Genomic DNA, 22,493 nt, shown 5'->3' with positions numbered 1-22,493 from the left:
AAGGAAGCTGGGCGAAACTTGCAAGACGTTAAGGAAGATGTATGAGCGCGGCACTGTTTAATCAAGAACAGATAGATTGGATTAAAAGACAGGTGAAGATAGCGATTGTCTGTGGTGGTGAAAAGCACCATACCGATAATTATATCTATGAGAACCTGAGCCCGCGCTCCACCAAAACCTATCGCCTCGTTGCTGAAGATATCGCCGATGCTTTGCACACCGCTGGCTTTCGACGCGTCGCCTTGCTTGAAGAGAGCATGAAGCTACCGCGACAACTCAAAGACGGCGAGTTTGACCTCGTATTCGCCAACAGCGGTGGGCTGCAAGGTTTCGATTCTATGTGCCATTTGCCCTCCATGCTAGAAATGCTGGGTGTTCCTTATGTGGGGCATGCGCCTATGACGGCGGGTTTGCTCGACAACAAATTAATGTTCAAACACGAGCTTTCAGCACTAGGTATATCAACGGCACCGTTTATTACGCTGCAACCCGAAGCGCCGTTTTTCTCTGACTCTCAACTGCGCATGCTTGATCATATGGATGCTGAGTTTGGGCAAGGTTACATCGTGAAACCTGTTGTTGGTCGCGCATCTATCCATGTTCATCCCGTGTTCGATCGTGATGATTTGGTGAATGTTGTGAATCAAGTACACGAAGCGACGAGCAATGCGGTCATCATTGAGCCTTACCTTTCGGGGGCTGAGTTTGTTGCCGCTGTCATGGGGCCGGTTATATATCGCAATGGTGAGCTTGAAGAACATGATCGCCCGTTGGTGTTTTCGGTGACCGAGCGTTTACTGGCAGACAAAGAGCTGATTTTCACGTCGATGGATGTGTGCCCGATAACGTCGGATCGACTCAAGGCTGTGGTAGATGAGGCATTGAAAGCAGATATCTCAGCCATCGCATGTCAGATATTTCGCGCTTTCAATATTCAAACCTTGATCCGCGTTGACCTACGTATGGATAAGAAGGGGAGACTGTATGTTCTTGAAGCGAACCCGAAACCTGATCTGAAATCTCCAAAAGGCAGTGAAGTTAATCTGGTGGGCTTTGGGCTAAGCCTTGAGGGATTGGACTACGAATCACTCATACAATCATTATTGTTTAACCGCTTACAGCAGCTTTATCGACACAGACCAACGAACGTTTCTCATTGCTTGACGGATGCCTTTTCAGCGTTGAACGCGAAAGGGGACGAGCATGAGTAATCTGTCGAAAAATAGCCGCGTACTTTTCGGTATTTTGTTACTCGGGCTTTCTCTATTTCTTGTGGTGTTTGTAGGGTATGCACAAACACTGAAAAGTTATCAGCATCAAACACGAGAAGCGATTCTTGCGCAGGCAGAAGTCGCCAAACTCAACATTGAACAGGTCCTAAGTTCTGGTGTGCCGCTGCAAGATATTGCCGGTCTGCAAGCTTTGTTGTCACCCATTGCAGACACTGACCCGTCAGTGGTCGACCTGCGTTTAACCTCAGGTGAAACTGAGCTTTATCGCTATACCAATACGGTGATTGAGGGCAACTTCATTACTATTCCGCTGAACAACAAGTTCTCCCGCGCGGGTTCGCTAGATATTTTACTGAGCGATGCACCCATCAAAGAAAAAGTGGATGCAAGTTTCCTCACGCTTTTATGGGCCATGGTCGTTTTGCTTTCGTTGTTTATTTGGTCTATCACGCTGAATCAAAGTGGCAGCCGATACCTAAAAAGCTTCTCCGTGATCTTTTTGACCATGACAATGCTGGTGGTCATTTTGGTGACGGTATTGCTCAAACAAAGCCTTGAAAACAAAGCTGACTCAATGGCAAACCTGATTGGGCATCGACTTGCCCCAGTGCTTCAAGCTGACATTGACCCCGCCTTGGTGGGTGGCATGGATCAGATGTTGGCTGATTTCATCCGGTCAAATAAGGAAGTTGGCTCATTGACTGTGTTCGTCAATGACCGTGCTATTGCTCGCAGTGAGGATGGCCAACTCAGCCAAGTGTTATCACAATTTGCGGAATATGAAAGTGAAGATGACAAAGGCAATGTTGTTCACATCGCTTTCCATCCAGAAGTGTTACTTGGACAACTTCTCAAGGTACTAAAAAGCTTCGCGATTTTGTTTGGCGGTTGTGCATTCGTTTGCTTTGCTTTTGTGAAATTACTGAGCAAGGAAACGACAGTAAATAGCCAGAGCAAAGATGATGTGTTGGATAAAATAAAGCCGCTTCTTTTGATGATAGTGCTTATGGAGGCGCTGATGGCACCTATTTTGCCGCAGTTTATTGAGCAGGTAGCATTGGACGCTGGCTACTCTGACGCGGCAGCCTCTGTTTTCTTCTCCCTCTATTTTCTTGGCTTTACGTTAACACTGCTTCCTGCTTCGAAAGTCGCAGAGTATGCCGACAATCGACGCGTTCTGCTTGCGGGGATTTGTCTTGCGGCGTTGGGAAGCTTGGCGATTTTTGTCAGCGACCACATCGCGGTATTACTTTCTGCAAGGTTCATTTCTGGCGTCGGACAGGCGGCGGTGTTTATTGCGGTGCAGCAGTATATTTTGTCTTACAGCAACCAACACAACAAAACCCAAGCCACTGGCATTATTGTTTTCTGCTTCAACGCAGGGTTCATTGCAGGCGCGGCATTCGGTGCTCTTTTAGCGGATATGCTCGGCGTGCAAGGCATTTTCGCCCTGTCGGCGGTGATTGGCTTTGGCATGTTCTTGTTCGCGCAATGGCTACCGGTTTTGGTATCAAAATCGGATGTACGAAGACCGGATTCCAAAATCGCGATGGTCAAGAATGCGGCAAAAGAACTTGCTCGAGATTCAGCCCGCTATCTTTGCCAAGCCTCCTTCCTCCGAACGCTGTTGCTGGTAGGTATTCCCGCCAAAATGTTGCTTACGGGTGTCGTTTTTTTCGCGGTTCCTTTGCTCATGGCCGATCAGGGCATCTCAAAAGAAAGTGTGGGTCAGGTGCTCATGACTTACGCCATTGTGGTGTTGTTCGTTAACGGAAAAGTGACCCCCATGATCGACAGGAAAGGTGGCGCCAAGCTGTCTTTGGGGGTTGGCAGTTTGGTTACAGTATCTGCATTGCTGCTTCTCGGTTGGGGATTAGAGAGGGAAGCAATGTCCCTGACAGTAATTATGACAACGCTTGCCATGATTTTGCTTGGACTATCTCATGGACTGATCAACGCCCCTGTCGTTACACAGATCGTTTCCAGCGTACCGACGAATGAACAATCAAAAGCGGCGGCGACCTATCGATTCCTCGAGCGTATTGGGCACGTGACTGGCGCAATGCTTATTGGTTTTCTTCTTAACTCGTTCAGTGTCAGTCAGAGTTTCACACTACTCGCAGGCTTCTTCGTTTTGGCTGGCCTGATTTTCTTTCTGACAGGCGCAAAAGGCACTGATAAACAGCCAGTGAGCGAGGTGCAGTCATGAATAAGCGTCGTCTGTTGAAGATGAATGTGATTTGCGTATCTATCGTGAGTCTATTTTTGTTCTCTTTTTCATTGAGTGCTGTGTCGTCAGATTGGCCAGATTGGGTGGGAGAAACGGTAAAAGTCAAAGCGGAAGACGATTGGACGTTCGAAGGGAAAAATGACGAATTGCACATTGCCCCTCGTAAATCGAATTCGACCATTTGGGTTATTGTCTCTCGAAAAGCGACGTCTTACGACACAGCACTATCAACTATGTTGAACGTTTACCAGCAAGAGTTTGATAGTGTTTCTTTTAATGTGGTTAAGCTTCCCAAGACCGATGCCGAGCTTGACCAACTGCTTGAAGAGGCGGAGCAGCGCGCGCAGCTTCTATACACTGTGGGGTCTAAAGCCACTGTCGCAGTACACAGGCAATATCAAGGTAAAAAGCTACCTGTTGTATCGGTGAATGCGAAAGATCCTGTGCTCATGGGGCTTATCGATGAGTATCAAGGTTCTGGCGATAATTTCGCGTTCACGTCCCTCAATCTTCCTGCCAATGTCACACTCAGTTTCTTACTGAAATACATGCCGGAACTGTCTCAAATTGGTGTTCTCTATGCGCGCACAAATCAAAGTGCCTATATCACTCAGTTTTTACCCCTTCAACAAGAAGCCGAGCGTCGTGGTATTCGTGTGCTGGGTTTTGAAGTTGATGAATCGATGGAAGATCAAACGCTGGAGCGTGTGATGGCGTCAGAAATTAGCGCCCTTCAATCGCAAGATACCAATTTAGACAACAGCTTACTGTGGTTAACGGGCAGTTCGAGTTTGCTAGCACGGGTTGAAGAAATTAATGGTTTATCCCAAAACCTGCCGCTGCTAACCGTGGTGCCAGAAGCCGTAAACGGCGATGAGCATAGTGCCTTGATGTCAGTGGGGGTGAGTTTTGTGAATAACGCTCACCAAGCGGCGCTATATGGCATTCGTATTCTTCGCGATGGAGAAAAAGCGGGCGATTTGCCCGTGGGCGTGATTTCACCGCCTGATATTTCGATCAGTTTTAGACAAGCAAAGCGCCTAGAAAAAGCAGTGCCGTTGGTATTGCTCGAAATGGCGAGCGATGTGTATTCAGAAAACGGCAGTGTTGTACGTTCTCAAGGTATGAGTGTGGAGAGGCAATAATTGAGAGCAAAAAAGATGTGTAAAAACGTGCTCGTCACCACTGCATTGATGGTTATGTTTTCAAGTTTTCGGGTGAACGCTGATATCGGTCCAGAGCGTCTGTTACTGACAACACAGGAGTGGTTTCCTTATCAATACCAAGAAGCAGGTGTGATGAAAGGGCCGGGTGTGGATTCCGTTAAATGCGTGATGAAGGAGATGAAGCAGCCTTATCAGTTGACGATGACGAAATGGGATAAAGCGCAGTTGTTGGTGGAAGTGGGAAGCCAGCATGGTTTCTTCCTTGCGTCTCAAAATACCATTCGTGATTCCTATGCCGTGTTTTCATCGCCTATCGATGAACAACAGTGGAGCTGGGTCTTTCTTTCCGATGCCACGGATGTTGGCAGTGATAAATTTAAAGAGCACGTAGAAGTCGCGGCGCTTTTTGGGTCGAATAAATGGTTTTGGTTACACAAGCAAGGTTACCGCGTTGAACGTAAACCGCGCTCTTCTAGTGCTTTGCTCGAATTGCTGCTTAATGGCGAGGTCGGAGCCATATTGGCTAACGATGTCGTGATTGATGAAACGATAAAAAAACAAGGTGTCAGCTACCGCGCGATTTCTAAAAAACGGATAAAGAGCAATCCGTTGGGGGTGTATTTTTCTCGAAATTTTGTTGAGAAGTACCCGCAGTTTATGGACTCGTTTAATTCTTCTGCCAAGAAATGTATGGGAAGAGGCTATGCCGCTATCAATTAGGATTATTAGCTCGCCCTCTGGCGAGACCGTTTCAGAGTGGAATAAACAATTTCCAGAAGAAGGTGGTGAGATTGGTCGTGCCTATGGCTCGACATTGCAGCTTAGCGATGCAAGCCGAGAGATTTCTGGCACCCATGCGATGATAAAAAAATCGGCGCGTGGCTACCAAGTTGTGGACAACAGTACCAACGGATTGTTTATAAATGGCTCGCCTCAGCGGTTAGGGAAGGGGAATCAAACCACTGTAACAGACGGTGATGTGCTCAATGTTGGGCAATACCGTTTGCTTGTTTCCTGTTTTGTACCGGAGCAAGCTGCAGCCGCTAAACAGCCGTCGTTGGCGACCTCGCAAGGTATGCCATTTAGTGACGACCCGTTTGTGAATCTTCATAAGCAAGCACCCAATAAACATGCTGAACCCCATCTTAACGTTGCGGCATCCGCACGACCAAATAACACGAAAAGCTATGATGCCTCGGCACAAGGTGCATTTGTGTCACCCAACCAAGCATCCGCACAACAAAATGGGTTTGATGCAGATCCTTTCCAAGAAAATACATTTTCGGGGCCAAATGATCAGAGCCGAGCACCTTTTGGGGAGCAGCAACATGCGGATCATGGCAATGGATTTCATAGTGGCAGTCGCTTTCAGCAACCTGTTTCCAGTTTTGGCGGGCAGGTAGAAGGTGGTTTTGGTGAGTCTGGTATGAACGCCAACGATCCGTTTGCGAATTCTAATGACTCCTTTGCCCCGTCATCACCGCAAGCCCCTATGGATGCGCCGGCTGATCTTTCGCACGGATTTTCGGATGATCCTTTTGTTGATAGTGATGACAATTTTCCCAGTTTTACTGCGCACCCTGAAGACGTATTTGAACCCGTTGGGACAAACCAGACTTCCGTGGCGGAATATTTAACGCCTCGAGAGCACGAACAGCAATACGTTGAAAAAGCGATGGAGTTGGCTTTGGGTCGCTTACTAGAAGAGTTATCTCCGGACACACTTGAAGGGATGTTTAACGATTTGATCCGCCCATCTTTCTTTGGTCGAAAACCCAAATATTGGGATATGTATAAGCGCTATTTTCAACGTCAAGTTACCAATCGAGATTGGCATATTAAATTTGGGGCTTACTTTCAAGAGTCTTACCGCATGTTGAAAGTGGGAGGTAAGTAAGATGAAAACTTTTCTCGTCTCATTGCTCTCTATCGGCCTATTGATGGGGTGTAGCTCTTCTGTTTCCGTCAATCCGGTTGACTGGTTCAGCGATGCGACTGCACCGCAATTTACCATAGACATTCGCGCCGAAAGCAACATTAACCCAAATGTAGATAACCTGCCTTCTCCGGTTGAAATTCGGATTTATCAACTCGCCGACAGCGAAGCCTTTAATCAGGCAGATTTCATTCAACTTTATAACGACGACCAAGGGGCATTGAAAGCAGGTTTGTTGTCCAAGCGCTATTTGCCAAGTGTGATGCCAGGGGAAACGCGTAGGGAAGTGATTCTCGCAAATGCGGAAACCAAATTTGTTGGCGTTATTGTCGCGTTTGCGAACTATCGAGAAGCCAACAACAAAGCAATTTTTACATCGTTTGGGAACTGGTCTCAGACCATCACGCTGCAATTGGATGGCATCAACCTGACGATGACAGGGACAGAGGATTAAGCCGTGGACATGACAAAGGTCGTTTGGAGTGAGGGTATGTTTCTCAACCCTCAACATTTCCAACAGCAAGAGCGGTATTTAGAACATTTTGCCAAATCATATTGTGGGCAAATTGCACCAGGAAGTTTTGGGCTTTCTGAGTTGGAATTCGATGCTTCGATGCCAAAGATTGGCAAAGTTGGAGTGAAGAAAGCCAAGGGGATTTTCCCTGATGGTACTCCTTTTGAAATGACGCAGGGATTGGTGCTCGATATTCCCAAAGGCACGTTGAATAAACGTGTTTATTTGGCTGTGCCTGTTTATCGCGCGGGCGTGGTCGATATTGGTCAAGGTCAGCATATGCGTAATATGCCGTTAGAGTTTCAGGCCTACGACACTAGCCGAGATCACAGCGAAGCCGTGCCTTTAGATGTGGCGCAATTGAACGTCGTGTTGAAGCTTGAAGGTGAAGATTTACAAGACTACACCCTGCTGCCAGTCGCATTCGTCTCTGAGCACAAATCGGAGGGTGAAGTGCTGCTAAACAAGGCTTTCGTTCCCGCTTGTTTGAGCTTCAATGTGTCTGATTATCTGAAAGATTGCGTGTCGGAAATTTACGCTCAAATGCAGTATCGTGCCCAAACTATTTCTCATCGCCTCCAAGTCGACAGTGGCAGCAAAAGCTATCAAGCGCTGATGCGCGACTACCTTTGGTTACAAACTCTGGGAGGATGGTTGCCCAAAATTCGTCATTGGCTTGAAACGGGCTCATTAACTGCAGAAGCGCTCTACCTCGAATGCATTGCAATGACGGGACAGATGCAAGGTCTAGAAGGACGCATGCCCGAAGAGTTTCCAATATGGAACCCCAACGCTATGTACGACAACTTCTGCATTGCGTTTGGCGAGTTGCAAGTGCTCCTGCGTGAAGTTCAACTGGACAACGTCACTACACTCCCTTGGGACTCGAGTTTGTTTGTTTCCCGTCGCTTACTTCGCACCATCGTGAAAGATCGCGCACTATTCAATAATGGTCGCTTCATTGTTGTAGTGTCGTCTGACAGTTTGGGAGCGGTAGAGCTGGGTGAACAATTTTCCATGGCTGCAAAAATGGCAGGAAACAGCAATATTGCAGATCTTGTCCGAAATGCATTATCAGGCGTTGAGCTTCGCTATTTGCCCGTCGCACCAACGGAATTGAAATCGCGCAGCAATGCGGCGTATTTCGAAGTGAATATTCAATCGGATCTTTGGCAATCTCTAGTGAAAAAAGATGAACCTATTGCGCTTCATATTGATGAGCGTGTGGGCAATGTTAACGTTGAACTGCACGTGATCAGGTAGGCAGCATATGAGCGGACTTTTTAATGAAGAGCCCACCATTGTTGTCCGCAGGCAGCAATTGGATGCGCAAGTACAAGCAACACCTCAAGAAGCGATGCCAGAGTTGGGCGATAGTGGTCAATTGATCGAAAACCTCTCGGTGTATGGCAGCCCATTGCTTAATGCTGCGACAGAATTACTTGGCACGTTGGTGACGCTATCTCGCCAAGGCGAGCCAAGAGATCTCGAACGATTTCGCCAACAAGTGCTAGACGGCATTGCTAACTTTAAGCGCAGAGGCTTGTACCTTGATTATCATCCCAGTGTAATCGATAGAGCATGCTTTGTGCTTTGTGCGGCATTCGATGAAATCATTCTTTATACCGAATGGGGGCAGCGCGCACGATGGGAAAACCACTCGCTATTGAGCAAAGTATTTAATCAGCGAAATGGCGGCGAGGTATTTTTTGTTTTGTTAGAAAAAGCATGCCAGCAGCCTACAAAGCTCGCAGATTTTATCGAACTTCAATACGTTTTAGTCATGCTTGGTTTCAAAGGTCGCTATCGACATGTTGAGCCCAGTGCTTTGCACGACATCAAATCTGACGTCTACGGTATTCTCCGTCATTACCGTGAAGAATCGCCGCTTCCTATTCCGCGAACACCAAATTTGCACACGCACACACAGCCAAACAAGCCATTAAGCATGGCGAAAATCATCACAATCTCGTGTGTGTTACTCGGTGGTGGCTATTTTGCGTCTGAGTATTGGTATCACACTCGCAGCGAGGCGCTGCTCAGTCAGTTCGCCACTCTCGATTTGTCAGACGTGAATCTCGCTAAAACCAATAAAGATTTGGTGTACGTCAGTTCCGAACAAGACTTGGGTTTGCTGCCACTAAATGAACCTAAAAACGTTGAAACAAGTACGCCTTCTTCCGTCACGGTTGATTGGGAAATCATGTTAGCGGTGTTCTCAGAATCTGCGGATGTTCTCAGGCTTTCCACTAACCTCAGCAAATCCGGTTATGACACCTATTCCGTTGAGACAGACTCAGGGATAGAAGTCATTTTGGACGCGGGTAACAATTTGAACGCGATTAAAAAACTCAAAAATGAACTGAACGTGCGCTATGGCTTGAATGCGACGATCAGGAGGGCGCAGCAATAATATGAAAAAGGCACTCTTACTCCTTTTGCTCGCACTGGCTCTTTCGGGAGCATGTTGGCTTGGCTGGTGGGTTGTTCCCGCCGAATCCGACGTTTCTTGGGCGCGAATGGCGTTCCTAATTGCGGCCTTTGTGTTGCCTTTCTTGGTGTTGGCTTTTGGCCTTTTGTCTAAGCCGAAAACGGAAGAATCCATTCAAAAACATGAACAACAGGTTTTGCTTGAGCAAGACAGTAAAGCGATTCGAGAAATCTTCACGGCATCGATTAACAAGATAAAAGGTGACGGTAACCGTAAACTGTCGAGCATGTATTCGTTGCCTTGGTATTTGTTGATAGGACGTCAAAATAGTGCCAAGAGTGCATTGCTTAGTCAAAATGACCTCGAGCCCGTGATTGATGTCCAATTGAGCGAAACAGACGCGACGCAATACCTTCGTTTCTGGAGCAATGACCATATGGTGGTCATTGAAGCTGGACATCGACTTTTTGACCATGACGGCGTTGACCCAGCATTGTGGAAGGTGCTGGCACAACAGCTGATGAAGTACCGTCCAAGACAAGGTTTGAATGGCATTCTCACTGTTGTTGAAGTCAATCAATTGATAGAAGCTGACAAGAAAGACTCACAGGCCCTCGCTATAACCTTGCAAGACGCCGTACTTTCTTTGTATGAAATGCTCGGTGTAGACCTACCCGTATATAGTGCCTTCACCAAAGCCGATACGATCGCAGATTTCGTTCCTTTCTTTGAAAGTTACTCGGGTCGAGACGTCGACAACCCGTTTGGTATTACCTTATCAAATGATGACACGCGCCGATTTGATAGCATCCAGTTTGACGAAAAAGTAAAACAATTGCTTAAAGACTTGGCTAAGCAGCAAATGACACTGCTGCGAAATGTCAGTAACGAGCGGACAGACTCTGTAATCGCGCTGCCTTATCAACTGCGAATTTTCTTCGATCAAATAAGAACGTTGATGGCGGAAGTCGGGCGAGAGAATCGTGTTCGCAGTGCGGTATGGGTTCGCGGTGTCTATTTGGTTTCGAGTGGACAAAGTGGCAAAGAGTTGGATTTACTTACCCAAGTTATCGCCGAGCGCGCGGAATTTAATGCTTTGGTACGCCGCGATCAATTACCAGGAAGGCGAGGCTATTTTGCGGGTCGCTTGTTCTCTGATGTGCTGTTACCAGAGCGCAAGATCACTGCGATGAATCTGCTTCGTCAGACGCGCTATTTGATGTCGAGAACTGCGATGGTAGCGGTCGCGTTTCTGGTCATTGGCGGCGTGTCGGCAGCAATGAAAGAAAATTGGGACAATGACGAGGCGTGGCGTAGCAAAGCTTTGATCCAACTGGGCCTTTATCAAAGTGATATTGAACGGCTAGCCAAAGAATCGCACACCATCATTGATACGATTTCAGTTATGAGTGAACTACGTGGTGTAGTGAAAGAGGGCGTCGCCCCTCGTCCCTGGTACAATCAAGTGAGTGTTCAGCAGCAAGAAACGGCAAACATGGTGTACAACACTTACACGGAACAATTGCATTTGTTCTTGCTGCCTCGTGTTGAAGAACTTATCAGCAATGAGCTTTATGTGTATGTGAGTTTGGGAAATCCCACTCGTATTTTTGAAATTTTGCGTTACTACAAAATGCTCTTTAATCAACAACAGTTGGATAAAGATGCGTTGATTTCGTACTTGCTTGAGAACTTGGAGGATCAAGGTGAAGCCTCCATGAGTGATGTAAAATCGCTTTCAATGTTACTCGATGATTTATTCGAAAGTCAGTATGAGCATGCTCTTACGCCAAACAATGAACTCATCTCTGTTGCTTCAAGTAACCTTGATGGACTCTCACCTGAGCGCTTGATCTATGCCCGACTAAAAAGCTTGCCTGCTTATCGCGCGCAAGTGGATGTTCGACGCCAGCTAGGGGACAAGTTCGACGTTCTGTTTACCTTCTCTGACGGTTTTCATGGTTATGTCATGCCTGAAATATTCACGAAACAGGGGTATGACAACCTTGATCTTTCCGCTAATTCGCCAGTACTAAAACAACAATACGAAGAGTTTCGAGCGATTCAAGGTGATTTGTCGCCAGTATCAATTCCCGAAATGACGGCGCTCAGCAAACAGATCCAACGCCTCTACTTTTCAGACTACATATATCGCTGGCAAGACATTCTGAGCAACATTGACGTGAGAAAATTCACGTCGACCAATGACTTGAGCTATTCACTTCGTCTTTCAAGAGAACCATCGAACGGACCGTTACTCGACTTATTGGACGCCATTGTCATTAATACAACGTTGGCAAAACAAGAGACAGGTGATACCGCGGCGCTTCAGCAAGGTGCGAAAATCCTCAAGCTCGGTAAAGTGGCGAAAGTCGCTAAGACGGCAGATAAAGTCGGCGGCGTTGCCGGTGATAAGTTGCTAAAGCTTCGACCGTCTTATGTAGTGAACGAAACTTTTGCCAGCTACAGTGCATTTTTAAAAGGGCAAGGCGATGCCAAAAGCCCATTGCCTGTGGATGCGTTAATTGCACAGTTTGACAGCTTGAACGCTTATTTTGATGCAGCGCTGACTAGCCCTGAACCGAGTAAGGTGATGATGGATTACGCTATTGCCCATGCGCAAGGTAGCCAAGACGCCTTGGTGTTATTTGGTCGCCAATCGAGTAATGCGCCAGCACAAGTTGCGAGTTGGGTGAAATCTATTGAACGTCAATCTTGGCAGCAGGTTATCTATTCAAGTGCGGGGTACTTAAACAAGCAGTGGGATGAGCAGGTTTATCAATACTACGCTGCAACTGTCGCTGGGCGATTCCCGTTCGCGTTGCAAGGGCGTGGAGAAGTGGCGATAGATGATTTTTCTCGTTTCTTTAAGCCTCAAGGCAAACTAGATAACTTCATTGACCAAATGCTCGCGCCATTTGTTTATTGGGATAACGGCTTATTGAAGCTGAGACAAATTGATGGCCAAGCCATGCCCATTTCGGCAACTAGCCGCGACCAGATTAAGAAAGCCAAAACGATTAGTGAGTTGTTCTTTGGTTCTGCTGGGCAAGAACTGGCACTGCAAGTGTCATTGCGTCCAAGTTCTATGAGCACCAACGTGACCGAATTCCAGATCCGCGAAGTAGAGAATGTATTCAGTTATCGTCATGGCCCTAGAGTATGGAGTCATGTCTCTTGGCCGTCGATGGGGATTGATGGCTATTTGAGTACTAGCTTTTACCAAGGTGAGAATCGCTTGGCGACTCGCTCCTATTCAGGCGAATGGGCCTTGTTCAGAGCGATTTTCGATGGAGCGACCAGTTCAAGTAGTGATCGTCGAATCAACAAACTTAACTATGAGTTAGACACACACAAAATCGTGCTTGATTACACGTTGCAAGACAGTGTGGTGGTGCTCGATAAAGGCTTGTTTACACAGTTCGATTTGCCGAGGAGGCTTTGATGACACCTGACCATCTTAAGTTGTTAGCGGAAACCCTTGCTATGCAGGAAAGCTGGCAGGTGGGGACGGTGTTAGACAGAAAATTCACACTGACGGAGCAACTCAGTTCGAAACCTGTGCCGAACGCTTACTTGGCGACAGAGATTGAAACGGGTGACACGGTTGTGTTGCGTCGAGCACCATTAGGCTCCGAGAAATCCAGCTTAGAGCGTGAATGGGAAGCGCTATCAGCATGCAAGGGAGAAGGGATTCAGAAAGCGCTAGCGCTTTATCCCACACCCCGTTGCATTGCACTGGAATACTACCCTGACATGGTGCCATTGATTGATATGAATCCCTATCAGGCTGAAATCTTCACCCTCTTGTTGCCTGGTATATTAAAAGCTTTGTGCCATTGTCATCAGGCTGGCTGGATTCATGGTGATATCAAGCCATCTAATGTGCTTTGGAACCAAATAGACAACCGTGTGTGTCTGATTGATTTTGGCGCGGCAATGCCCATTGGCTTGTCGCGCAAAAATCTGAGTGCTTGGCATATGAGCAAAGGCTTCTCTTCAGAAGCTCAAGCCCAAGGGCAGGGGGTTGTCGCAGCCTCAGACGATTGGTATTCGTTGATCCGCTGGCTAAGACAAATGGACAAGGCAGATTTGTCAGAGATCGCTAGACAACGAATTGATAAGACCATGGAATGGCTGAGAAAGCAGCCATAGTGATAGTGACCCAAAGCCGAGAGATGATCCTCGGCTTTTTCGTTCTTATCGTTTGAGTCAGCTTGTTTATATTTTGATGGCTAGAGCAACGCCACAAGCGGCCAAAATGCCACCTGACACTTTGTTGATGCGTGCTTTGGCTTTCTTGCCATTGAAGATGCGAGTGGCTTTGTCACCCAAGATGGCATAGCCACTCAATACGCCGCCAACGGCAATCGTTGAGAGAATCAAAACGGCTAAAATGCCAGCGCCAGAAAGGGTTTGAACATCAATGAAAGCAGGAAAGAAACCCATGTAAAACAAGATAGCCTTTGGGTTTGAAAGGGTGGTCACCAAGCCCATGGCAAAGCTGGAAGTCCCTTTGGCTTTCGATGCTTTTTGTGCGGTGAGGTCACTGTCAGACGTCGGTGATGTCCAGCTTTTGTAAGCCAGCCAAATCAAGTAAGTCGCGCCTGCGTATTTAAGAAACACTGAAAACTCGCCCATGGCGGTCGCCACCGCTGACAACCCCGATAGCGCCAGACAAATGAAGATGTAGTCCGCTACAAGCACCCCGAGAACAACCATGAAGCCTTGTTTCATGCCAAAGGAAAGTGATCGTGAAACCACCGCCATCACGCTTGGTCCGGGAATGATCACAGATAGGAGCAGGGCGAGAAACAGCGCGAAGCCAGAAAATAACGACATGGTTCTTCCTTGAACTAACCAAATGAGAAGAGATTTGCATGACCCAGAATCAATGCTCTGATTATGCGTATTACTTAACCACCGATCAAGACGGTGGGAATACCTACAACGATCGTGCCGCCATGCGCTGTCATGTCTCCCATTCTTGCGGCAGGAAGGTTACCAAATAATACCGTCGCGCTGCCTTTAGTGATGGTGTCTGGTGGCCCGACACAGGTACACATTTGCCCGACAGTTGCGGCGGGCATGTTAGCAATAAGTACCGTACAAGGGAGCGGCAATATTGGCCCTCCAACATGCGGGATTGGCGGTACGGCTGGGGTTTGCATTGGGCAAACATGCATGTCGCCAGCACGGGCTGCAGGTAATGTCATGCTGCGTTACCTATGTTTCCATTGCCGCCGTTGGCAATGTCTAAACCCATTTCGATAAACAGTTTGTATCGCGGGTCTGCTTCTGCACCGTCTGGCAAAATTGCGGTGAGATTAATAGAACCTGCGACGGCTTGTGCGTACAAATACTCAGGCGGTGGAACAACAGGGTCCGTTGGGCCTGTCATGCTCCCACCGCTCCAAAATACCGCTTGGGCGACCCAGCCGGCGCCATTTTGTAGCGTAGCGGCATTCGCTGTGGACTCTGCATAGCGACGGCTGGTTTCATCTGGCGTATGCACCCAGGCTTTGGCTGCGCGAATGGCATCAAGTTGCGCCTCATCCCAATCTTGGCGTGTACCTGCACAGCAGCAAGCCCACCACACGGCCTCGCGAACGGGTAAGCCGTGGGCGAGGAAGATAACGGCATCGGCATTCAAGCCCTCTTGCAAGGCGCGATTCAATAATTGCTCAGGGGTCATGCCAGGTTCAATGAGTGGCTTGATGCCATCTTGCGGTTCGTATTGGCACAGAATGTTTTGTGCGAACGGGTGGGGGATCTTTACAAAACTCATCAGTTCACCTTCGTAATTGCGCCTTGAATTTGGACCATGGCTCCGCCTTTGACCTCTGCCATGGCGCTACCATTAATGCTGACCATTGCGCCTTTAATATCGGCTTTACCAGACCCTTCAACTGTCACCATTGCCCCTTTTAGCTCTGCTTTCCCGCTGCCATTGATACTTATTTGTGGCGCATCGAGCTTGATACCGCTGTTGCTGATTTCTAACTTGCATGCACCCACTGATAGAGAAATCTTGGTCTTGCCGCTTATTTCGATAGTTTGTCCATCAACGGATACTTTTGATGTGGCTGAGATTTCAGTGTTGCTGCCTGCATCGACCTTTACGTTCTTGTCTGACGACAATGCCATGTCTGCTTTGCTGCTGGCTGTATATTTGTCGTCGGTTTTTGCGGTGAAGGCTTCTTTGCTGCTGATGTCGATGGTTTTCTCGACCGTGAGTGCCTCTTTTCCTGTCACGGTACGCGTGCTGTCATTCAGCACTTCGACCATAAAATCACGTTCTGCATGCAGGAACACTTCTTCCTTGTCTTTCTTGTCTTCGAATCGTAATTCGTTGCCGTTCTTGCTGCTGCCTTTTGGCGTTGAACGGGTTTTGATGCCGCTTTGTGTCGCAGCGGAGTAGGGCGGAATATTCTTGGTGTTATAAATTGACCCGGATACCACGGGTCTGTCTGGGTCACCTTCGATATAGCTGATAAGCACTTCATCACCAATGCGGGGAATGAACTGCATACCAAAGCCATTACTCGCAGCACCCTGAACCACGGGCAGCCAACAAGAGGTGTTTTCATCGTTCTTGCCTTCAGTGTCCCAGTGAAACTGAACCTTCACTTGCCCCGATTTATCTTTGTAGATTTCTTCACTACTTGGGCCAGTGACCGTTGCAGTATGAATACTGTGTATGCGTGGCTTGTCGATATAGGCAGGGCGGAATGGTGTCGCAGAAGGAATGCATTCAAAGCGATTTGTGCATTCGAACGGCCTACCGCTTGCAGCGCCGGCATAATCACTTTGAATTGAAATAACGACGTATTCTTGATTGCAGTGATTAATGGGGTGCTTCGTTAGTTTGAATTTACTGCCCGCGCCCAAGGCTGCGACTTTGGATTCGGCGAAGCTGATTATTTTCCCGCTATCGTGAATCTCCATCTGTCGTTTTGCGCTATCACGTATGGCGGCTTTGTCAGAAAAGCCTTGCCCATAATGGTATTGGCTAAGCCCTGACACAAACGCAGCGCTAGAGGTTTTCTTCTCACCGCTCGCAATGGCTTCAGCCAGGGTTTCGCTGTGATCGCCAAGAGATATAGTTGATGTGTTAACCCGTGTTTCTGTCAGCCAACTGGTCACTTCTCTTGATGGGTCTGGATTTGGAGTTTGATAAGTGAATATGTTGTCTGTAATTGCTTGGAATGCTTGATTGCTATCACCCACTACTACGATAGGTTTGCTGCTCGAGTGTTCAAAATGATAATGCCAACCTTCAAAGCTCATTATGCGTTTGACAAAAGCTAGGTCGGTTTCGTCTGCTTGTGTGCAATATTCATGGGTAGTACCCGATCCCGAGACGGACACTTTCGCGTTACTTTTTATCCCAGCTTCATCCAGCACGTCTTCAATAATCTGCTTGCTCGTCATATTCTGGAATATTTTGCGATTTTGACGATAGATCAACAGCGAAAAGGGATCTTTTGCTTCTAAGGTGTAGTAATAAAGCTCTTTCTCTTCGCTGTATCCTTGTAGAGAAATCGTGGTAATCAGCCCTAGCAACGTGTTGTCATCTTGTGAGTTTTTGATATCGAACTTAAGTATTTTCCCAAGCGCTTTATCGGCGATGAGATCTTCACAAACAACGGATGCGTTGAGCGTGCAGTGATTTGAGATTTCTGCATGCATAGAAAGGTTCGTCACAATGTGGGGACCTTTCCCGTCAATAGTTGCGGTAATGGGGCGAGCGTTGGCCTGAAAAGCGGTTGGCATAGATTTTTTCCCTAAAATTCAGCAATCGCTATAAGCACTGTTGATTCCCTAAAGGAATGCGTGCCGTTGTTTGTTGTTAACGCTTAATCTTATGCTAGCTGATGCAATGCGCCTTTAATTGGGTGACTGTTTGCGGGTCGAATCAAACTATTTTGCAAGTTTCACTGGGGGAATACATTTCGGTCGCTTAGTGTTTTGTTTTTATTGTTAAATCCAGAGTAAATAAAAAACCCCTCGACGAGAGCCGAGGGGCTGGTGAACGATAACGGAGAAAATATCTGAGGATACTTTCTATTGTTTGCTATCTAACTGATGCTATACGGCTGGTTCGAACATCGGATACAGAACGGATCAGCGCTTGCGAAACACTCGGCGCTTGTTTCTCGTCATATATCAGCCATGTCTGACCATTGTCTATTGAGTACTCAATAGTTAAGCCAGGGAATGGGCTGTTCGCTTTCAATATCCCAGCATCAATGATGCCACCTGGTACGGGCAGGTTGAAGGCGATTCCTTCAGCTTCCAGTTTCGGCAAGATATTCTTGGCGACGAGGTTAGCGAAACGGTTGTAGTCAGTATTTCGCTCTGCGTCATTGACCATTTTGCCTGAGGCGTCGTTGGCTTCCCATGATGCTTTGTGCCATGCGCGTTCGGCTAAACCAATTGTGCGTGGAAACGCCATGCCTTCAAACTGCGCTTCAGTTCGAATAGTTTCTGTCCATACAGAACCTTGCAGCCCTAACACATTTTCAGGGTTATCCAGTGTTTTCACTGTTGCGGCGTCTAATACGTCTTGCTTGGTCAGTGGTGCACCTGCACGGGTGAAATCAGCATTCGCATACAAGTCTTCTGGCATAAAGCCAAAGGATTTGCGGGTGTCAGTGAATCGAGGAGCCCAGTAATAGCCGCGCTCTTGTGGGTCTGGTTCGTACGGATGGTCGAAATAGAAGTGCGTTGCTTGATTGTAGATAACGCCATAACCGTTGTTAGCTAAGTTGTACGCGCGGTCTGCAACACCCCACTCCCAGATGTTTTGCCAAGCATTACCGCTGACTTTTTTGTTGGCTATTTGGCCACGAGGGTAGACCTTGTTGTTGTGCATTAAGCCGTCTTCCCAGCCACCAAGATCAAGATTGTTGTTGGCGGATATGGCTGAGATGCGCTCGACAAAATGCTGGCTCAGTTCATCAACGGTTGAAATACCATAGTTGTTATCAGCAAGGAATGCTTGGCAGATTGGTGAGTCTTTCCAAGCCCCAGCAATTTCGTCTCCACCAAAGTGGAAAGTTTTCAAGGGCTGAATATCTTGGTGCAGTTTCACCAGTGAAGTCACAACGGTATCAACAAAGTTATAGGTGGGTTCCATACAGACGTTCATTGCATTGTCAGTAAACATTTGAACAGACAAGTACTCTGTTGTGTCGTTTGGATCGCTTAGAAGATACTCATTGGCTTTTACCAAATCGCCTTGTTCAGCAAACTTCTCATAGCGTGCTTCCATGGCTTTAATGGCTGCATGAGCATGGCCAGGCATATCTACTTCTGGAATAACTTCGATGTTTAATGCTTTTGCTGCACTTAAGATTTCTTTGTAATCGTCCTGAGTGTAGAAACCGTTCGACTCGGCTGTGCCCTCTGGACCAGCGCCAAGGAATGGTAGTAGACAGTTTGTTTCTTTTGGATCGTGACAGCGCTTAGAGCCGATCTCCGCAAGCTCTGGCAACTCAGGGATCTCAATGCGCCAGGCTTCATCATCACTCAGGCGAAGGTGCAATTTATTCAGCTTCAGTGCTGACATCTGATCTAATAATTCGAGCAAAGACGCTTTGCTACGGAAATTGCGTACGGCATCAATAGACAGACCACGATAGCCGAAGCGAGGTGCATCAGTGATTTTTGCTTCGGGGATAAGGTTTCCATTTGCCAATTGAAGCAGAGATTGAGCTGCATACAAAGCGCCAGCAGCGTCGGCAGCTTTAATATCAATGCGCTCTGCGGAAGGTAGAACGGTGAGGTCATAAGCCTCCTCCCACTTTGATTGGCCATCAATAGTGATCTGTCCCCAGCCGACATGAATAATTTTTGATTGATTGGGTGTCCAAGGTACAGCGGTCAGGCCAAATTGGTTAGCAATGAACTCAGCTTGATCTTGATAGCCATTGCTGAATACGACAACCCAAGAGCTATCGATGGTAACGTCAGTTGTTCCCACTTGGATTTCTGCTGGCGTTGGGATAACCCCCTTAATGTTGTCAACGATGTTAAGGTCGGCGTTACGGTTAAAGCGATCTTGGGCGGTGAAAGGGTCATAGTAATCTGTGATACCGCCATAGCGCTTCCATTTCTCTGCAGAATCAAACTCACTGACAAACGGCAATTCTTCGCTTGGCTTGACGGGAACAACACCGTTTATCTGATTTGAAGTACTCGCGATGAGTGCAGTCTCGCCAGTTTCTGATACAAGATACCAGTTTGGCATGACATCGGTTTTTGCTACTTGCCATGCATCAGCTGTGAACTCAATATTCAGCGTCTGACCTGGTTCAAGCCCCTTAAAAGTTGTTGTGGGCTCAAGTTTAAAAATATCACCATTAACGTGGGTGACGTTGACTGTGTCAGTGGCAAGCTCACGGATCATGCGGATATGACTGAAATACAAAGACCATCCAGTTGCTGGAAGTGCGGTTGTACTGTCATTCTTGATGGCGATTTCTGATCTAAATGTGCGCCATTCATCCTGAGTGTTGTCGATAACTGAATAGGTTAGATCAATGCCGTTGCCTAGCTGCGTTAACGCTTGCGATGTGACAGCAAAAGCTGGCGCAGCGAGCGCTATTGATATCGCAGTTGTTAGGATTGCGTTTTTAAACACTCCACTTTTCATTTATTTCACTCCGTAAAAAAAACAACAAAAAAACTATCACTGAACGTATGAAAAGTATTCGATTGTGTATTGTTTTGTGGTCATGAAGGAGATTTTTTGTTTTATTTATAGGCATTAATTTATTCGTACAAATTAAGTGTGATCTTTATCGTTGCTTTGCCATTTATGAGTGTGTTCGAGTGATGTGTCTTAGCGGGTAATATGGAGTTTTTTCAGCCCAGATGGTACTGCCTGTTTTTAAATCTGGAAGAGCATTGTGCCAGTTAAATTTTTAGTTATTAGATCCCTTATAACAGCAATTGCTCATTGTTATCGTTGCAACTATATAGAGCAGTCTGGCTATGACATGTTTCTTTTATGAAAGCTCAAATCAAAAAAAGCTGACAAATTGTCAGCTTTTCAATTGTTTGATGCGATGATCTTCGATCAGTCGATTGAAACTGGGCCTAGTAAATCTTTCAGGATCATTTTCTGAATATCGATGCCCAAGGTCATCACGATCAGGCTCCAATTCAAAAATGGCAACGAACCTTGCGAAATACCGTGTGCAAAGTTAGTGGCATTCCAGTGAAAAACCTCTGAGAGCTTTTCTGTGGTCAGCGCTTCGTAATTGTCGTTATCGATCAGATTGCTGAATTGCTCGCTGGTCGGACACACGAATTTGTCATTCGGTCTGAAAGCCGTGGGTTTGAAGTAAGAAAGGACCTTTCTCACGTTAACCTCAATCACGTCACCATCGCTTTGGATGTTCGGCTTTCCAGCGAGCGCACATAAGAAGCACCAGCATGGGTAAGGAATTGTCGAAACATTGTCTGGTTCGTTTTTATAACGCGCCGTCCATGCATTCACATTCTTTTGCTGAATACCCGTCACGCTAACCAATTGATTTGAATCGTATCCGTTGTCTTTCAGTAGGTTAATCACCTCTGCAACTTCTGACACAAAAGGTTTGGTCCATTTATTGTACGGAGCGAGTGTCGTATCTCTTATCATAATCGATTATAAATCTTCTTTTTAAACAGCCGGTTAGGCTATTTTCTTGTAACGTTACCCGAGATCATACGTGTTCAGGTCGATAAGTCTACTGTTATCGGAATGATGGGCACCCCTCAGCACATTCTTATCCAAACTAGCATCAATACAACTATTGATAAGCAAACACTTTCTTGGTGACGACCGTCAGTTGCACAAATTGCCTCGCCATTTCTCGATTGAGCCAAAGATAGCCAAAATAACTGATATCTCGGGTATCGCCTTTTGGGTCGGCAATGGTGTCAGAGGAGAGATTCAAGATACTAATCTGTTCAAGGCTCATGGCAGTGACGTCTTTATTGACTATCTGGTGGGCGAGGTCTTCGAAATGGTTGGAGAGCGCATATTGCGTTTCGATAAGCCCGTCCATTTCGCTGATTTCATCTTTACCTTGTTGGGCATCCCATTGGGTGCTGATCAGCGCTTCAAGTTCGGCGTAGAGCCGCTTTTCAATCAGCAATATAGAATTGAGAACATTCTTGTTAATACCAGATTCTTTGAGTGCGTGAGGCAGTATGCTTTGTTGTATATCTACAAGCTCGTTGAGTTTGTCGGCATGCGAAGGTTCAAAACTGCCTTGTTTCGCGTCTTCAATGTGTTGGGTGTAGTAACGGTTAAACTCTTGAAGGAATGTTTCGAGTAAGAAAATGAATTGATCTGTGGCTCTTGAAGGGAAGATATACAAGCTAACCAAAACAGCCACGACGCCAGCCCACAGCACATTCATGATCCGCCAGCCTGCCGCTTCAAAATCGGCAGGACCACCACCTGCAACGATGACGATGGTAACGGCAGCCATCAATGCAGCATAGGCGTAACGTTCCTGTGTGAAATACATAGCACCTATCAGCAAAGCGAAAAACGCGAAATGATGTATCCAGTGATATTGCGGGGGGATAAGAAACAATGCGAGACCAGCCATACCTCCAGCAATCGTCCCTAATACGCGTTGTTTTGCTTTGGAAAGTACACCACCCACAAAGGGAATGGCTCCCAATATGGTCACTGCGGTGATTAACGCCCAATAGCCGTAGGGCACATCGAAAGCTCGGACGATGAGTAAAATGAAACCCATCACAATGGTGACTCTGACCATGTAGAGCAGACGGGCGTGTTGCAGGGTAAAGGTGGGGTATTGCGTCATGGTAGCGCCAAGCTTGGTTTTTAGTGCTTTAAGCATATATAACGAGTCATGGCGCGTATGACGAAAAGTGCGACAAACAAAAAGCCAACAAGGGTTACAGGTGAAATCGGCCGAAAGCCATGGAGATCTAGCCACTCTCGCGTGCAGT

17 protein-coding genes are annotated in these 22,493 nt (G+C 47.0%); 10 read left to right on the top strand and 7 right to left on the bottom strand.

Annotated elements, in window-relative coordinates; all coding sequences use genetic code 11:
- Window positions 1-41: 41 nt before the first annotated feature.
- The 10 genes from A1OO_RS10675 to A1OO_RS10630 are packed head-to-tail and all read left to right on the top strand — an operon-like array spanning window position 42 to window position 13,664.
- Window positions 42-1,211 (top strand): D-alanine--D-alanine ligase family protein, encoded by a 1,170-nt coding sequence (locus A1OO_RS10675; protein WP_017003016.1) that lies wholly within the window; start codon window positions 42-44, stop codon window positions 1,209-1,211.
- Window positions 1,204-3,441, top strand: a complete 2,238-nt coding sequence (locus A1OO_RS10670; RefSeq protein WP_017003015.1) for an MFS transporter — start codon at window positions 1,204-1,206, stop codon at window positions 3,439-3,441. Before A1OO_RS10675 ends, A1OO_RS10670 begins: the two co-directional genes overlap by 8 nt.
- A complete protein-coding gene (locus tag A1OO_RS10665) occupies window positions 3,438-4,607 on the top strand; it encodes an ABC transporter substrate binding protein (RefSeq protein ID WP_017003014.1) in 1,170 nt (389 codons plus the stop codon). The genes A1OO_RS10670 and A1OO_RS10665 overlap by 4 nt, the downstream gene beginning before the upstream one ends.
- 48 nt (window positions 4,608-4,655) lie before the next feature.
- Window positions 4,656-5,348, top strand: a complete 693-nt coding sequence (locus A1OO_RS10660; RefSeq protein ID WP_431354956.1) for an ABC transporter substrate-binding protein — start codon at window positions 4,656-4,658, stop codon at window positions 5,346-5,348.
- Window positions 5,332-6,525 (top strand): type VI secretion system-associated FHA domain protein, encoded by a 1,194-nt coding sequence (locus tag A1OO_RS23015; RefSeq protein WP_017003012.1) that lies wholly within the window; start codon window positions 5,332-5,334, stop codon window positions 6,523-6,525. The genes A1OO_RS10660 and A1OO_RS23015 overlap by 17 nt, the downstream gene beginning before the upstream one ends.
- A gap of 1 nt (window position 6,526) precedes the next feature.
- Window positions 6,527-7,018, top strand: a complete 492-nt coding sequence (gene tssJ / locus A1OO_RS10650; RefSeq protein WP_017003011.1) for a type VI secretion system lipoprotein TssJ — start codon at window positions 6,527-6,529, stop codon at window positions 7,016-7,018.
- A gap of 9 nt (window positions 7,019-7,027) precedes the next feature.
- Window positions 7,028-8,341, top strand: coding sequence for a type VI secretion system baseplate subunit TssK (gene tssK, locus A1OO_RS10645; RefSeq protein WP_241819093.1), 1,314 nt, complete (start codon window positions 7,028-7,030; stop codon window positions 8,339-8,341).
- 7 nt (window positions 8,342-8,348) lie between these two features.
- A complete protein-coding gene (gene icmH, locus A1OO_RS10640; RefSeq protein ID WP_017003009.1) occupies window positions 8,349-9,491 on the top strand; it encodes a type IVB secretion system protein IcmH/DotU in 1,143 nt (380 codons plus the stop codon).
- 1 nt (window position 9,492) lies between these two features.
- Window positions 9,493-12,954 (top strand): type VI secretion system membrane subunit TssM, encoded by a 3,462-nt coding sequence (gene tssM, locus A1OO_RS10635; RefSeq protein WP_017003008.1) that lies wholly within the window; start codon window positions 9,493-9,495, stop codon window positions 12,952-12,954.
- Window positions 12,954-13,664: a protein kinase domain-containing protein gene (locus A1OO_RS10630; protein WP_017003007.1), complete on the top strand. Its 711-nt coding sequence runs from the start codon at window positions 12,954-12,956 to the stop codon at window positions 13,662-13,664. The genes tssM and A1OO_RS10630 overlap by 1 nt, the downstream gene beginning before the upstream one ends.
- 66 nt (window positions 13,665-13,730) lie before the next feature.
- Here A1OO_RS10630 and A1OO_RS10625 read toward each other — a convergent pair whose 3' ends face one another.
- From A1OO_RS10625 to A1OO_RS10595, 7 genes are all read right to left on the bottom strand, one after another.
- A complete protein-coding gene (locus A1OO_RS10625; RefSeq protein ID WP_017003006.1) occupies window positions 13,731-14,351 on the bottom strand; it encodes a LysE family translocator in 621 nt (206 codons plus the stop codon).
- A gap of 74 nt (window positions 14,352-14,425) precedes the next feature.
- Window positions 14,426-14,725, bottom strand: coding sequence for a PAAR domain-containing protein (locus A1OO_RS10620; RefSeq protein ID WP_017003005.1), 300 nt, complete (start codon window positions 14,723-14,725; stop codon window positions 14,426-14,428).
- Window positions 14,722-15,297 carry a DUF6931 family protein gene (locus A1OO_RS10615; RefSeq protein ID WP_017003004.1) on the bottom strand — a complete coding sequence of 192 codons (576 nt, stop codon included), beginning with the start codon at window positions 15,295-15,297 and terminating at the stop codon, window positions 14,722-14,724. The genes A1OO_RS10620 and A1OO_RS10615 overlap by 4 nt, the downstream gene beginning before the upstream one ends.
- A complete protein-coding gene (locus tag A1OO_RS10610; protein ID WP_017003003.1) occupies window positions 15,297-17,285 on the bottom strand; it encodes a type VI secretion system Vgr family protein in 1,989 nt (662 codons plus the stop codon). Before A1OO_RS10610 ends, A1OO_RS10615 begins: the two co-directional genes overlap by 1 nt.
- Before the next feature lie 301 nt (window positions 17,286-17,586).
- Window positions 17,587-20,169 (bottom strand): family 20 glycosylhydrolase, encoded by a 2,583-nt coding sequence (locus A1OO_RS10605; RefSeq protein WP_017003002.1) that lies wholly within the window; start codon window positions 20,167-20,169, stop codon window positions 17,587-17,589.
- 426 nt (window positions 20,170-20,595) lie between these two features.
- Window positions 20,596-21,162 carry a hypothetical protein gene (locus A1OO_RS10600; RefSeq protein ID WP_026023811.1) on the bottom strand — a complete coding sequence of 189 codons (567 nt, stop codon included), beginning with the start codon at window positions 21,160-21,162 and terminating at the stop codon, window positions 20,596-20,598.
- Window positions 21,163-21,313: 151 nt separating this feature from the next.
- Entirely contained in the window at window positions 21,314-22,381 is a 1,068-nt protein-coding gene (locus A1OO_RS10595; protein ID WP_017003000.1) for an FUSC family protein, read from the bottom strand.
- Window positions 22,382-22,493: the final 112 nt, after the last annotated feature.

Source organism: Enterovibrio norvegicus FF-33, assembly GCF_000286835.2.
GTDB lineage: Bacteria > Pseudomonadota > Gammaproteobacteria > Enterobacterales > Vibrionaceae > Enterovibrio > Enterovibrio norvegicus_A.
This window is presented reverse-complemented; position numbering and strand designations above follow the sequence as displayed.

Bases quoted from the DNA above. Each gene is read 5' to 3' on its own strand.
- tssK (WP_241819093.1), top strand. From the start codon at position 7,028: ATGACAAAGGTCGTTTGGAGTGAGGGTATGTTTCTCAACCCTCAACAT.
- A1OO_RS10605 (WP_017003002.1), bottom strand. From the start codon at position 20,169: ATGAAAAGTGGAGTGTTTAAAAACGCAATCCTAACAACTGCGATATCA.
- A1OO_RS10600 (WP_026023811.1), bottom strand. From the start codon at position 21,162: ATGATAAGAGATACGACACTCGCTCCGTACAATAAATGGACCAAACCT.
- A1OO_RS10630 (WP_017003007.1), top strand. From the start codon at position 12,954: ATGACACCTGACCATCTTAAGTTGTTAGCGGAAACCCTTGCTATGCAG.
- A1OO_RS23015 (WP_017003012.1), top strand. From the start codon at position 5,332: ATGCCGCTATCAATTAGGATTATTAGCTCGCCCTCTGGCGAGACCGTT.
- A1OO_RS10595 (WP_017003000.1), bottom strand. From the start codon at position 22,381: ATGCTTAAAGCACTAAAAACCAAGCTTGGCGCTACCATGACGCAATAC.
- A1OO_RS10615 (WP_017003004.1), bottom strand. From the start codon at position 15,297: ATGAGTTTTGTAAAGATCCCCCACCCGTTCGCACAAAACATTCTGTGC.
- A1OO_RS10665 (WP_017003014.1), top strand. From the start codon at position 3,438: ATGAATAAGCGTCGTCTGTTGAAGATGAATGTGATTTGCGTATCTATC.
- tssM (WP_017003008.1), top strand. From the start codon at position 9,493: ATGAAAAAGGCACTCTTACTCCTTTTGCTCGCACTGGCTCTTTCGGGA.
- tssJ (WP_017003011.1), top strand. From the start codon at position 6,527: ATGAAAACTTTTCTCGTCTCATTGCTCTCTATCGGCCTATTGATGGGG.
- A1OO_RS10675 (WP_017003016.1), top strand. From the start codon at position 42: ATGAGCGCGGCACTGTTTAATCAAGAACAGATAGATTGGATTAAAAGA.
- A1OO_RS10670 (WP_017003015.1), top strand. From the start codon at position 1,204: ATGAGTAATCTGTCGAAAAATAGCCGCGTACTTTTCGGTATTTTGTTA.
- A1OO_RS10610 (WP_017003003.1), bottom strand. From the start codon at position 17,285: ATGCCAACCGCTTTTCAGGCCAACGCTCGCCCCATTACCGCAACTATT.
- icmH (WP_017003009.1), top strand. From the start codon at position 8,349: ATGAGCGGACTTTTTAATGAAGAGCCCACCATTGTTGTCCGCAGGCAG.
- A1OO_RS10625 (WP_017003006.1), bottom strand. From the start codon at position 14,351: ATGTCGTTATTTTCTGGCTTCGCGCTGTTTCTCGCCCTGCTCCTATCT.
- A1OO_RS10660 (WP_431354956.1), top strand. From the start codon at position 4,656: ATGGTTATGTTTTCAAGTTTTCGGGTGAACGCTGATATCGGTCCAGAG.
- A1OO_RS10620 (WP_017003005.1), bottom strand. From the start codon at position 14,725: ATGACATTACCTGCAGCCCGTGCTGGCGACATGCATGTTTGCCCAATG.